10 protein-coding genes and 1 tRNA gene are annotated in these 12,354 nt (G+C 60.2%); 5 read left to right on the top strand and 6 right to left on the bottom strand.

Annotated elements, in window-relative coordinates; genetic code table 11:
- Positions 1 to 297 precede the first annotated feature (297 nt).
- The 3 genes from Q1A34_RS16570 to Q1A34_RS16560 all read right to left on the bottom strand — a co-directional run bounded on the left by Q1A34_RS16570 (position 298) and on the right by Q1A34_RS16560 (position 2,073).
- Positions 298 to 372: transfer RNA gene (locus Q1A34_RS16570), tRNA-Gln, on the bottom strand.
- A gap of 114 nt (positions 373 to 486) precedes the next feature.
- Complete coding sequence (locus tag Q1A34_RS16565) at positions 487 to 1,479, bottom strand: NADPH:quinone reductase (protein WP_300036650.1); 993 nt, start codon at positions 1,477 to 1,479, stop codon at positions 487 to 489.
- A 90-nt stretch (positions 1,480 to 1,569) separates the two neighbouring features.
- Entirely contained in the window at positions 1,570 to 2,073 is a 504-nt protein-coding gene (locus Q1A34_RS16560) for an SH3 domain-containing protein (RefSeq protein ID WP_300036647.1), read from the bottom strand.
- Between the two features lie 119 nt (positions 2,074 to 2,192).
- On the opposite strand from Q1A34_RS16560, the gene Q1A34_RS16555 reads away from it, so the two are divergent.
- From Q1A34_RS16555 to Q1A34_RS16535, 5 genes are all read left to right on the top strand, one after another.
- Positions 2,193 to 3,179 (top strand): D-glycerate dehydrogenase, encoded by a 987-nt coding sequence (locus Q1A34_RS16555; protein WP_300036644.1) that lies wholly within the window; start codon positions 2,193 to 2,195, stop codon positions 3,177 to 3,179.
- A 26-nt stretch (positions 3,180 to 3,205) separates the two neighbouring features.
- Positions 3,206 to 4,984 (top strand): gamma-glutamyltransferase, encoded by a 1,779-nt coding sequence (gene ggt, locus Q1A34_RS16550; protein ID WP_300036642.1) that lies wholly within the window; start codon positions 3,206 to 3,208, stop codon positions 4,982 to 4,984.
- A 23-nt stretch (positions 4,985 to 5,007) separates the two neighbouring features.
- A complete protein-coding gene (locus tag Q1A34_RS16545) occupies positions 5,008 to 6,417 on the top strand; it encodes an FAD-linked oxidase C-terminal domain-containing protein (RefSeq protein ID WP_300036639.1) in 1,410 nt (469 codons plus the stop codon).
- On the top strand, positions 6,410 to 7,063 hold the full coding sequence (locus Q1A34_RS16540; RefSeq protein WP_300036636.1) for a spondin domain-containing protein: 654 nt from the start codon (positions 6,410 to 6,412) through the stop codon (positions 7,061 to 7,063). Before Q1A34_RS16545 ends, Q1A34_RS16540 begins: the two co-directional genes overlap by 8 nt.
- A 118-nt stretch (positions 7,064 to 7,181) precedes the next feature.
- Positions 7,182 to 9,683 carry an FAD-dependent oxidoreductase gene (locus Q1A34_RS16535; RefSeq protein WP_300036633.1) on the top strand — a complete coding sequence of 834 codons (2,502 nt, stop codon included), beginning with the start codon at positions 7,182 to 7,184 and terminating at the stop codon, positions 9,681 to 9,683.
- Here Q1A34_RS16535 and Q1A34_RS16530 read toward each other — a convergent pair.
- The 3 genes from Q1A34_RS16530 to Q1A34_RS16520 are packed head-to-tail and all read right to left on the bottom strand — an operon-like array spanning position 9,680 to position 12,341.
- Positions 9,680 to 10,333, bottom strand: coding sequence for a DUF938 domain-containing protein (locus tag Q1A34_RS16530; RefSeq protein WP_300036630.1), 654 nt, complete (start codon positions 10,331 to 10,333; stop codon positions 9,680 to 9,682). The two genes, Q1A34_RS16535 and Q1A34_RS16530, sit on opposite strands and share 4 nt — an antisense overlap.
- Positions 10,330 to 11,406, bottom strand: coding sequence for an FAD-binding oxidoreductase (locus tag Q1A34_RS16525; RefSeq protein WP_300036627.1), 1,077 nt, complete (start codon positions 11,404 to 11,406; stop codon positions 10,330 to 10,332). Before Q1A34_RS16525 ends, Q1A34_RS16530 begins: the two co-directional genes overlap by 4 nt.
- Positions 11,403 to 12,341: an aldo/keto reductase gene (locus Q1A34_RS16520; protein ID WP_300036622.1), complete on the bottom strand. Its 939-nt coding sequence runs from the start codon at positions 12,339 to 12,341 to the stop codon at positions 11,403 to 11,405. The genes Q1A34_RS16525 and Q1A34_RS16520 overlap by 4 nt, the downstream gene beginning before the upstream one ends.
- Positions 12,342 to 12,354: the final 13 nt, after the last annotated feature.

Raw genomic sequence — 12,354 nt, 5'->3', positions numbered from 1 at the left:
CCTGGATGCGATCGCAGCCGGTGAGCAGTCGGAGGGTGTGACGTCTGACCGTGTCATCAAGTCAGGCGTTCCCGCCGACTGGTCAGAACAGCGCGCAAAGTTCGCGAAGCTGTAAGCTGAGACCTTCCGCAATCCCTCAAACCCGTGCCGTCGGAATCGCAAACAGAGACGAGGGCCTGAAACTGGCCCGATCTGCATTCAAGTGCGGGTCTCTGTTGGAAACCGACTGTGCCAGGCGCCCGAAAACACGCCAGAATCAAGCGGCAAGTGCTCGGCAGTCAGAATCTCAGGAGTGGGTGGCTGGGATGGTAGGATTCGAACCTACGGTACACTGTACCAAAAACAGTTGCCTTACCACTTGGCTACATCCCAACGTGACGCGGTAATTAAGCCGATGTGATGCAACGTGCAAGACCCGTTTTCCAAAAAAGACTTAACAAAAGTTACCCCCGGCACCGGCGCTCGGGCCCGTCGGGCAGCCCCGGTTCAGGCCGTTACGTCTATCAGCACCGATCCGGCGCGTGCGCCGCCTTCGACGGCCTCATGCGCTTTTGCCGTCTCTTCCAGAGGAAAAATCTTATCCGTGGGGCAGTGCAGTGCGTCATCGGCCACACATCTGTGAAGACTTGAAATGCATTCCGCCCGCTCGGCTGCAGGAAGAATGTAGATCAGGCTGATGTCGACTTTGACCGCTTTGAACAACAACGGACCGAAAGGTATCTCAGGGGTCATATTCAACGCAGAACCATAGACCGCAATTGTGCCATTGGGCGCGATGACCTCTGCGCTTATCCCAATGTTTGCGCCAAACTCAACTTCGACGATGCGGTCAACCCCGCGCCCGTCGTTTGCGTCGTGTATCTGCGCGGCAGCATCGGCGGCGGAGTAGTCGATCACGGCATGCGCGCCGGCATCTCTGCACCTCTCGGCGCCTGCGCCCCTTGCCGTCGCGATGACGTGCGCGCCACCCCATCTGGCGAGCTGAACTGCCAGGTATCCAACTGTTCCCGCACCGCCCTGAATCAGCAGGGTTTTGCCCTCGACCGACCCGCCGCCAAAGACAACCTGCGCCGCTGTCAGCCCTGGAATGCCCATGACAGCGCCCTGTTCCCAGGTCATTTGCGCAGGCATCGCGACGGCCTGTTCTGCGGGCAGGGTGATCGTTTCTGCAGCCGTACCGTGCGCGCGTTGCCACTGACCATTCCAAATCCACACCTTCTGTCCAATCCGGCCGGGATCGACACCATTTCCCACGGCTGTCACCTCGCCGGTTCCGTCGCTGTGGGGGATGATCTGCGGAAAGGGAGGTGTCGTGACGCCGGGCCGCGAGCCCGCGCGTGCTTTTACATCGGACGGGTTGACGCCTGAATACTTCAGCGCAACCGACACTTCGCCGGGTCCGGGGGGCGTACTGTCCAGCGAGCCCGATGTGAGCACGTCAGCGGCACCGCCAAATCTGTCATATGTAACTGCCCGCATTTTCGTCCCCTGCACTGCTTTGCGGCGAAGGCTAGATCAGCGCGCAGCGGCGCGAAAGCTAAAACAGCAGGTTGGCCGCAAAGGGCCCGGTCAGTCCCTGATTTCCTGCGGGCTCACACCCCAAAGGTGATCCTTGCGCGCCCATCCGCGAAACCCGCCGGAGCGCAGCTGACACCAGGTGTCGCCACACTTGCCCAGGCGCGCGATGACGCCCATCTCAAGTGCTGCAGCAACCGGGGCATCTGCATCCGGCCGCTGGTGCAGTGTCAGCATGTCGTGCTCTACGATAACTGTGCGAACGCCCGACAGCAGGGAATAGTGGACCCAGCCGCCCTGACCCTCGCGGTCTTCCACTCTGCGCCAGTGTCCGTGCTCGGCAGTGATCTGCAGCGGCATATCCCGTCGTTTGAATACCCAGTCGATACGGTGTGTCAGGGACGGGCCGCGACGCACGTTGCCTTCGGATGCTTTCATCGAGACATAGCGCGGCAGCGGCAGATTGGTCACCGGGCCGTTCTGTGTCGCCAGTGCGGCCCCGGCACATATCACGGATGCAAGCAGGCCGGCGCAAATCCGGCGGAGAATTCTGATCATCAAAACAGCCTGTAATTCGTAATTTGCTCATAAGATGGCGCGGGGTTCTTGTGCCTCGTCACCAGTTCCGTCACCATGCCATGAAAACAGTGTGCACGCCAAGTCCTGGGAGGCTCCGAATGTCAAAGCCGCGGTTGAGTGTTGTCGTTACGCGACGGTTGCCCGAAGCAGTCGAAACCCGCCTTTGTGAGCTTTTTGATGTAACCCTGCGCGACAGTGATGCGCCAATGACCCGGGATGAACTGGCCACGGCGGTGCGCAATGCGGATGTCCTTGTGCCCACCGTAACAGACGCCATTGATGCGGCGCTGATCGGGCAGGCGGGCGAACGCCTCAGACTGATCGCCAACTACGGTGCGGGCGTGGACCATATCGATGTGGCAACTGCCCGTCAGCGGGGCATTCTCGTCTCGAATACGCCCGGTGTGCTGACGGATGATACAGCGGACATGACCATGGGTCTGATCCTGTCTGTGCTGCGCCGGATGCCCGAAGGGCTTGCAGTGATGCAGGCGGACGAATGGGACGGATGGGCACCCAACGCTTTTCTGGGCGGCCGCGTCGGTGGCAGGCGGCTGGGCATTCTTGGAATGGGCCGGATTGGTCAGGCGGTGGCGCGCCGGGCGTCTGCGTTCGGGATGCAGGTGCACTATCATAACCGTCGCAGGCTGCGCCCCGAGCAGGAAACAGCGCTGGAAGCGACATACTGGGAGAGCCTCGATCAGATGGTGGCCCGCATGGATGTTATTTCGATCAACTGTCCGGCGACGCCGTCGACCTTTCACCTGATGAACGCCAGACGGCTGAAACTGCTCAAGCCGGAGGCCGTAATCGTGAACACTTCCCGTGGTGAGGTGATCGATGAAAACGCGCTGACAAGGATGCTGCGTGCAGGTGAGATCGCTGGCGCGGGACTGGATGTGTATGAACACGGCACCCAGGCAAATCCCCGCCTGCGTGAGCTGAAAAATGTGGTACTCTTGCCGCATATGGGATCGGCCACCCGCGAGGGGCGGATGGAGATGGGCGAGAAAGTCATCATCAACATCAAGACCTTTGATGACGGTCACAGGCCACCTGATCAGGTCGTGCCATCCATGCTTTGACGGATTGATTTCTGAAAGGACAGACGATGCGAATTTTTCTGACGGCTTTTGCACTCCTTGCTTTTACTGCCGCGCAGGCGCAACAGGCCGCTGATGCGGTTCAGCCGGAACCCGCAACACAGGGTGCTTTTGAGGCGCTGTCCCCGGAAGTTGCAGCAGCGTTCGACGCCAAGGCTGCCCGGCAGCCGGTCGAGGCAGGGCAGTGGATGGTCGCTGCGGCCAATCCTCTGGCGGTTCAGGCCGGTGCACAGATGCTGGAACAGGGCGGCACGGCTGCTGACGCTCTGGTCGCCGTTCAGGCGATGCTGGGTCTGGTAGAGCCGCAGTCGTCTGGTCTCGGGGGTGGTGCGTTCCTGGTTTATTACGATGCAGAGACAGACACGCTTACGACGCTGGATGGCCGTGAAACTGCGCCACTGGCTGCGACGCCGCGTCTTTTCCAGGACGCCGAGGGCGAGCCGCTGAAGTTTTTCGACGCAGTTGTCGGCGGGCTGTCTGTCGGAACGCCGGGGACGCCGGCGCTGATGGGCGAAGTGCATGCGCGGTGGGGTGAGCTGGACTGGCAGAACCTGCTGACACCTGCCATCGAACGCGCCGAAGAAGGTTTCTCGGTGTCGCCGCGTCTTGCCGGTCTGATTGAATCAGATGCGGAGCGCCTGGGCCGTTTTCCTGAAACCGCCGCCTACTTTATGCCAAACGGCGCGCCGCTGGCCGTGGGCGACACGCTGATCAATGTTGAATACGCAGACACTCTGCGCGCCATGGCGCGCGGAGGTGCTGAGGCATTCTATACCGGTGACATCGCCCAGGATATCGTGGCCACAGTCCAGTCGGCCTCCGGTAACCCCGGCGTTTTGTCCACTGTGGACCTCAGCATCTATGAGGTCAAAGAGCGCGCACCTGTCTGTGTTGTATACCGCGCGCATGACGTCTGTGGGATGGGGCCGCCTTCCTCTGGTGCTCTGACCGTGGGGCAGATCCTCGGCATGCTGGAGGGCTATGATCTGACGGCTGGTCCCGCGGATCCGAGTGTTCGCCGGTTGATCGGAGATGCGTCGCGTCTCGCATTTGCGGACCGCGGCCGCTATATGGCCGACAGCGATTATGTACCCGTGCCCGCTGCAGGTCTTGTTGATCCTGCCTATCTGGCAGAGCGGGCTGCACTGCTGGAGGGAGACGGCGCGCTGGCCGAAGTCGGTGCTGGTGCACCTGCTTTCGATCACGCGCTGAACTATGCGGATGACGTATCCATCGAACTGCCGTCCACGTCGCATATCTCTATTGTGGATGCTGCCGGAAACGTGGCGTCGATGACAACAACCATCGAAAACGGTTTTGGCAGTCGCCTTATGGTCCGCGGTTTCCTGCTGAACAACGAGCTGACGGACTTCTCCTTCCGTTCGCACAGCGAAGGTGTGCCGATCGCGAACCGCGTAGAGCCCGGCAAGCGCCCGCGTTCATCGATGGCACCTACAATCGTGATGAAAGACGGCGCGCCGGTGCTGGCCATCGGCAGCCCGGGCGGCAGCCGGATCATCGGGTATGTTGCAGAGAGCATCATCGCCTATCTCGACTGGGGCATGAACATTCAGGAAGCCGTTTCGGTGCCGCATGCGGTCAGCCGTTTTGGCACATATGACGTTGAACAGGGTACAGGGGCAGAAGCGCTGTCTGAACCCCTGTCCGGTATGGGTTTTGAGGTGAATGCCCGTGCGCTGACCTCAGGTTTACATGCAGTTGCGATCGGAGAAACACTTCAGGGCGGGGCAGATCCGCGCCGCGAAGGGATCGCGCTGGGGCGCTGAGCGTACGTCCGGAGGAGACAGACTTGGTCGAAATTGCATCTTTGCCCCGTAACGAACGCGGGATTGAAACAGTTGTGGGAATTCTCAAACAGCAGTTCGGGGAGCGCCTGCAGACCGGGCAGGCGATCCGTGAACAGCACGGCCATACCACGACCTGGATCGAAAACCAGGCGCCGGACGCTGTTGTTTTTCCAGCCGATACCGAAGAGGTTTCGGAACTGATAAAGGTTTGCGCCACACACGATGTGCCTGTCATCCCCTATGGAACCGGCACCTCGCTCGAGGGGCATGTGAACGCGCCTGCCGGCGGTATCTGTATCGATCTCAGCCAGATGAATGCAGTGATTGAGGTCAATCCCGATGATCTGGATTGCCGCGTGCAGCCGGGCGTGACCCGCGAAGATCTGAACGTATATCTGCGCGACAAGGGGCTGTTCTTTCCGATTGATCCCGGTGCCAACGCCTCGCTCGGGGGCATGGCCTCGACCCGCGCTTCGGGCACGAATGCCGTTAGGTACGGGACGATGAAGGATAACGTGCTTGCGGTCGAGGCTGTCATGGCGGACGGGCGGATCATCCGCACTGGCACGCGCGCCCGGAAATCCTCTGCCGGATATGATCTCACGCGTTTGCTAGTGGGCAGCGAGGGTACTCTCGCGGTGATTACTGAAATTACACTGCGTCTTTACGGGATACCCGAGGCCATCAGCTCCGCGCGCTGTTCGTTCCCCTCTGTCGATGCCGCCTGCAAAGCTGTGACGGCTGTGATCCAGTATGGCGTGCCTGTCTCCCGTATTGAACTGCTGGATGAAACTATGGTCCGGGCCGTGAACGGATATGCGGCACTGGGCCTGCCGGAAACGCCGTTGTTGCTGTTGGAATTTCATGGCACCGAAAACGGTGTGCGTGAACAGGCTGAAATCTTTGGCGACCTGGCAGCAGAAGTGGGGGGCAGTGGATTTGAGGCGACGGCCAGCCCGGAGGAACGCACCCGTCTGTGGAAAGCCCGGCATGAAGCATACTGGGCTATGCTGCAATATCGGCCCGGCGCCAAGGGTGTGGCCACCGATGCCTGTGTGCCGATTTCAAAACTGGCGGAATGCGTCACAGCCGCACAGGATCGCGCCGCTGAGCTGGGTTTGATCGCCCCTATTGTCGGTCATGCAGGCGACGGGAATTTTCATGTGACTCCGCTGGTTTACATGGATGATCCCGAAGAAGTGGCCAAAGCGCGCGCGTATGTCAGCTGGCTCAGTAATCTTGCAATTTCAATGGGTGGAACCTGCACAGGCGAGCATGGTATCGGTCAGGGCAAACAGGCCTATCTGAAAAAGGAGCTGGGGGATGCCACGGTGGTTATGAGCGCAATAAAAGCCGCGCTGGATCCGGCCAACATCATGAACCCGGGCAAGATACTGGCAGGCGATGACTAAAAAGCTTTTGACCGGTTTTCTGGCGGTGCTGGTTCTCATAGCTGGGACAGGTAACGCTGCAGCACAGGACGTCATATACGATGTACGGGTCATTCTGAACTGGTCGGAGGACACCGCACTCAACCCGCCCACCGATGCGCACTGGTCCCGCCTGATCGCCTTTGCGCATTCGAAAAGGTACAGCCTTTTCACAGACGGTGACACGGCGTCCAGCGGGCTGGCGCTGGTGGCTACAAACGGCCGCACAAACGTGTTGGAGGCCGAACTGAGCGAGGCTTCCCGTCGCAACCGCGCCAGAGCGCCGGTGGTACTGCCCGGCACCCCTGGTGGTCGTGCAGAATTTGTGTTTGAGCTGGCGCTGTCAGAGCGGTTTCACAGGGTTTCTTTTGCGACCATGCTGGCGCCCAGCCCGGACTGGTTTTCGGGTATTTCCGGCGTTTCCCTGCGCAACGAAACCGAATGGTTCGATGAGCTGTCACACCCGCTATGGGTATGGGACGCGGGCGCTGACGGCGGGCCGGATTACAACAGTGCAAACGATCCGACACAGCCCCGCCAATCCGTCAGGCTGCTAGCGCATCCGGACTTTTTGCGTGCAAGCGGCCTGCAACCCGTAGGCGAGGTTGTTTTCACCCGCCGTCCCTGACAGGCCAGAGGCGCTGCAGAAGGTCGTTTTTGCGCGCTGTGCGGTCGGCTGGGCCGGGCGCGGACCGCCCTGCTTTTTCTAGAAATGTCACAGGATTGCAGGACGAAGGATTCGGGTCATGAAAACCGAAGTGAAAGCACTTGTTGTCGGCGGCGGCGCTGTCGGAACTTCCATCGCATATCACCTGGCCCGGGCCGGCTGGGACGATGTTATGCTGCTGGAACGCGACGAACTGACCTCTGGCTCAACATGGCATGCGGCGGGTCTGCTGCCCTATTTCAACATGTCCTTTGCGACCACGCATATTCACGATTATTCCATCCGGTTCTATAAAACTCTGGAAGAGGAAACCGGGCTGAACGCGGGATTTGCAGTTGTCGGCAACCTGCGCATGGCACAGACCCAGGAACGTATGGATGAATACATGCTCTATGCGTCGACGGCCGAAACCTGCGGTGTTCCGTATCAGTGGCTGACGCCGGACGAGATCAAAGCCAAATGGCCGCTGATCCGTACCGCGGACCTTAAAGGCGCGCTTTATCATCACACGGACGGTTATATAAACCCCGCCGATGTGACGATGGCGATGGCCAAGGGCGCGCGCCAGCGCGGCGTGATGGTCGAACGCAAATGGCAGGCAGATGCATTCCACTGGAACGGTACACACTGGGAAGTCACAGCCACGAAAATGGTCGAGAAGGGTGGCAATCTGGTGCCCTCTGAAGAGCAGATTGTGATTACTGCGGAACACGTAGTGACCGCGTCCGGCAATCATGCGCAGCGCACAGCAAAGATGCTGGGTCTCAAAATTCCTGCGATCCCGGTAGAGCACCAGTTTATCGTGATGGATCAGGACCCCGAGCTGGTCAGGTTCCGCGCAGAAGGCAATGTCGAGCACCCGGTCATCCGCGATGCTGATGCGCAGTCTTATGTCCGCGAAGAGCGCGGCGGCTGGATTCTGGGCGTCTACGAGAAAAATGCGCCTGCACGTTTTGAATATGGCGTGCCGGACAGCTTTCGTGCGGACCTGTTCCAACTCGATTTGGAACGGATCGAAGAGCAGTATATGGCGATGATCCACCGCGTTCCCTCCTGTGAGGAAAGTGGCCTGAAAGACGATTTCAACGGCCCGATCTGCTACACACCTGACGGCAACCCCCTTGTTGGTCCTGCACCGGGCCTGCGCAACATGTGGCTGGCCGAGGGCTTTTCTTTTGGCATTACAGCGGCGGGTGGCACCGGGTATTACCTGGCGCAGCTGATGGTCGAGGGTGAGGCCAAAATCGATATGGCCAGCCTTGATCCCAAGCGTTATGGCGACTGGATGACCACAGAATTTGCAGCGCGCAAGAACGAGGAATGCTACGAACACGTCTACATCCTGCACCACCCTGACGAGGAACGCCCTGCATGTCGCCCGTTGCGGACCTCACCGGCCTATGACCGCCAGGCCGCCCGGGGCGCGCAGTTTGGCTGGGTCAATGGGTGGGAACGCCCAAACTATTTCGGGCCGCTTGATGCACCGGAAAATTTTGACCACGACGCACGTTCTTTCCGCAGGGGTGGCTGGTGGCAGTATGCCGTCGAAGAGGCGAAAGCCGTGCGTGAGGGCGCTGGCCTGATTGATGCCACCGCCTTTACCAAACATCTTGTACGGGGGCCGGGTGCGACGCAATTTCTGGACTGGTTCACCTGCAACAAACTGCCCTCTGTCGGGCGGATAAATCTGACCTACGCGTTGACGGACCATGGCACGACACGCACGGAATACACGATTGTGCGCCTGGCGCAGGATGAATATTACCTGGTCAGCGCTGGAGCATGGACGGCCTATGACGCGGATTATCTGCGCAAAGCTATCGAGGATAAATCGCCGGAGTTCGGATACATCGAATGCCACGATGCGACCACGCAATGGGGTGTCTTTGCCATTGCCGGTCCCAGATCGCGCGATGTGCTGAACGAAGTCGTCAAAGACGCCGATCCGTCCACGGTGCTGTCGAACAAGCGGTTTCCCTGGCTGACGATGCGCAATATCGAGCTGGGGATGTGCCCGGTGCGCGCGATCCGGGTTGCTTATACAGGTGAGCTGGGCTGGGAGCTGCACCACCCGATTGAGATGCAGAACTATCTGTTCGACCTGCTGGAAAAAGCGGGTGAAAAGCACGGTATGAAACTGGTGGGCGCGCGGGCTCAGAACTGGCTGCGGCAGGAGAAGTCGTATCGCGCCTTTGGCACTGAACTGGGCCGCGACGCGACACCGCTGGAGGCCGATCTGCCGCGCTTTGTCGACCTGTCCAAGGATTTTCACGGCAAGGCAAAGCTGGAGGAAACAGGTGTCCGGGCAAAGTGCTGCACGCTGCTCATCGATGGACCAGCGGATGCTGATCCCTGGGGGCGTGAAGCGCTTTATCATGGGGACGCGCGTGTTGGCAGGCTGACTTCGGGGGGGTATTCCGTCGCCTTTGGAAAATCCATTGGCATGGGTTACGTGACGCCCGATCTGGCCACACCGGGCACAAAGCTAAAGGTTAAAATGCTCGATCGGCTGTGGGATGCGGAAGTGGTCGAGGACAGCCCCTATGATCCGAAAAACGAACGTATTCGCGTCGATGGCTAACGTGTCGCAACAAAGGCGAGGTTGTTGGCTGGCATTTCCTCACAGGTAATGTCAGCGGCACCTGCCTCAAACAGCCAGGCTCTTACGTCAGCATCATTTTTGTACCCGATCGCCGGGTCTGCGCCGCGCAGGTCAGCATCAAAGCGGGCGTCCCCGTCGCTGGTCAGTTTGCCATCACGCCGAAACGGGCCGTACACCACGAACCGGCCTGAAGGCGCCAGTGCGGACAGGGCCTGGGCAAGCAGTATCCTTGTCGCCGGTGTCGAAATCAGATGCAGCAGGTTCACCACCACGATCAGGTCGCGGCCTGGTACGCGCTCTGACCAGCCGTCCTGCGTCGCATCCAGCATTGCGGCCGGGCGCAGGTTTTTCAGGCCACTGTCAACAGCATAGGCATCTATGCTGGCCATCCGGTCGCGCGCAATCTCAGTGGGCTGCCAGTCCAGTGCAGGCATTGCCCTGGCAAAGGACGTCACATGTTGCCCGGTCCCGCTGGCCAGCTCAAGCGCGCGTCCTTTGGCCGGTGCGTGCCGTGACACAAGCTCGGTCAGTGCCATTGCATTACGCATGGCCGAAGGCGCATGCATTTTCACGCCCGTGATCGGCGTTGCGACGCTGGCACTGGGGGGCAACCTGCGGTCTCCGCTCATCGCAGACGCTCCGGGCGCAGGGCCGCTACGCTGGCCGGATCAATCCCGGGGGGGCGTCCGAACACCAGATCGGCAACCAGCCGCGATGCAGCAGGTGATGTCTGAATACCGTATCCACCCTGGCCTGCGCACCAGACAAAGGTCTGCTCGTCAGGGTCCGGACCCAGCACCAGTGTCCGGTCGGGCGCAAAACTGCGCAGACCTGCCCAGTTTGACAGCATCCGGGTTACTGGCTCGGTGACCATGTCCTGGTAAAGTGCAAGGCCCTCAGCAAGTGTCATGTCATCCGCCCAGGCGTCATGCGGCTCGACCGGGTCCTCGTCGGCGGGAGAGACAAGAAGCGCTCCGGCATCGGGTTTTGCATACCAGCTCTCGCGAACACCGAAGAACACTGGCCAGTGGCTGACATCCTGCCCGCCCGGTGCCGGAATGCGCGCCATAGACCGGCGGTGAGGCACAATGCCCATCGGTACGACCCCCGCCATTCGAGCGACAGTATCCGCCCATGCCCCAGCTGCGTTGACCAGAATGTCGGCGTCATATTCATCGTCGCCGCAGCGTACTGTCCATCCGTCCGTGCGGCGCGTGACAGAGGAGACGCGCCGGTTTGTGACAATTTCGCCGCCCAGTTGGCGCAGCCGCCGTGCAAATCCCTGCAAAAGCCTGTCGGTGTCAATGTCCTGTGCATCAGCGTGATACCCCGCGAGGTTAACGCGCTCAGGATCAAGAACCGGGACCATCCGGCAGGCGTCCTGTGTTGAAATCCGGTCCAGCCCCATGCTGGCGATGTCGTCCGCAAAAGCTGCAGCATCTTCGTGCCGCGCGATAATCATCAGCCCCCGTGGGCTGAGATAACCGCCGTCGTGGGTGCTCAGGTAATCCACACTGGCGCGGTTCAGAGCCTGCACCGACGCAGCGCCGTAGTTTTGTTCAATCAGTGCGGCAGAACGCCCGGACGCATGATAGCCTGTGCTGCTCTCTGCCTCCAAAACCGTTACGTCGGCATCTGCCGCCAACTCTGCTGCTGCAGACAGTCCGGCAATTCCGCCCCCGATGACGACAATCCGTTTCACGTCTGTTCTTCGAGCCGGTCCGTCGCAGGGGGAGGTGTCGGGCTGAGCGCTGCGAGCTTTGCATAAAGCGCTGCGTCCATTTCATGGTCCAGAGCGGCGAGTGACGGCTCCAGCTGCTCTGTACTGCGCGCCGAAATGATCGGCGTGGGGCCCATCGGGTGCGCGGCGGCCCATGCGACGGCCAGAGTTGCAACATGCGTGCCTTCTTCCTCTGCGATCCGGCCCAGATCAACAGCTGCCTGATGCATCCACTCCGGGCCATATCGCTTTGCATAGCCTGCATCTTCGGTCAGCCGACCGCCTGCACCAGCAGCGTATTTGCCCGTGAGCAGGCCGCCGCCCAGTGGCGAATAGGGTGCGCAGGCGACAATCTGATCGGCGCACATTGGCAGGATTTCCACCTCTGCCTGGCGTTTCACCAGGTTGTACATGGGCTGCAGAATGTCGACGGTCACGTCAAATTCTGCGGCAATCCCAATCGCTTTGACCACCTGCCAGGCGGCAAAGTTGGACACACCGATGTACCTTATCTTTCCGGCAGCCTTCAGATCGGCAAGCGCTTCGAGGCTCTCGCGCAGGTCGGTGTGCGGATCAAACCGGTGCATGTAAAGAACATCCACCATGTCCAGACCCAGCCGCTGTTGCGACACCGCAAAACTGTCATGGATGTTTTTGCGCGATCCGCCACCGTTATAGGCGGCCTTGGTCGCGATCAGCAGTTTGTCACGCCGGTCACCTATCATTGAGCCCAGCAATTTTTCAGACGCGCCGTCGTTGTAGACATACGCCGTATCAAAGTGATTGATGCCCGCGTTATAACTGGCCTCGAACATGTCGCGTGATGCGGCCTCATCGGCCCGTCCGCCAAATTGCATCGTTCCAAAGGCCAGCCGGCTGGCAGGGGTTCCGTCGGGTGTGGTCAGTGTTTTTGTCATACCGTCAGAAGTG

The sequence above is a fragment of the uncultured Roseobacter sp. genome, from assembly GCF_947491795.1.
Classification (GTDB): domain Bacteria; phylum Pseudomonadota; class Alphaproteobacteria; order Rhodobacterales; family Rhodobacteraceae; genus Roseobacter.
Note: the sequence above shows the minus strand (reverse complement) of the source record. Positions and strands in the feature narration are given on the sequence as shown.

Excerpts from the sequence above, each read along its gene's own strand:
- Q1A34_RS16565 (WP_300036650.1), bottom strand. The coding sequence starts at position 1,479 with ATGCGGGCAGTTACATATGACAGATTTGGCGGTGCCGCTGACGTGCTC.
- Q1A34_RS16560 (WP_300036647.1), bottom strand. The coding sequence starts at position 2,073 with ATGATCAGAATTCTCCGCCGGATTTGCGCCGGCCTGCTTGCATCCGTG.
- Q1A34_RS16555 (WP_300036644.1), top strand. The coding sequence starts at position 2,193 with ATGTCAAAGCCGCGGTTGAGTGTTGTCGTTACGCGACGGTTGCCCGAA.
- ggt (WP_300036642.1), top strand. The coding sequence starts at position 3,206 with ATGCGAATTTTTCTGACGGCTTTTGCACTCCTTGCTTTTACTGCCGCG.
- Q1A34_RS16540 (WP_300036636.1), top strand. The coding sequence starts at position 6,410 with ATGACTAAAAAGCTTTTGACCGGTTTTCTGGCGGTGCTGGTTCTCATA.
- Q1A34_RS16535 (WP_300036633.1), top strand. The coding sequence starts at position 7,182 with ATGAAAACCGAAGTGAAAGCACTTGTTGTCGGCGGCGGCGCTGTCGGA.
- Q1A34_RS16530 (WP_300036630.1), bottom strand. The coding sequence starts at position 10,333 with ATGAGCGGAGACCGCAGGTTGCCCCCCAGTGCCAGCGTCGCAACGCCG.
- Q1A34_RS16520 (WP_300036622.1), bottom strand. The coding sequence starts at position 12,341 with ATGACAAAAACACTGACCACACCCGACGGAACCCCTGCCAGCCGGCTG.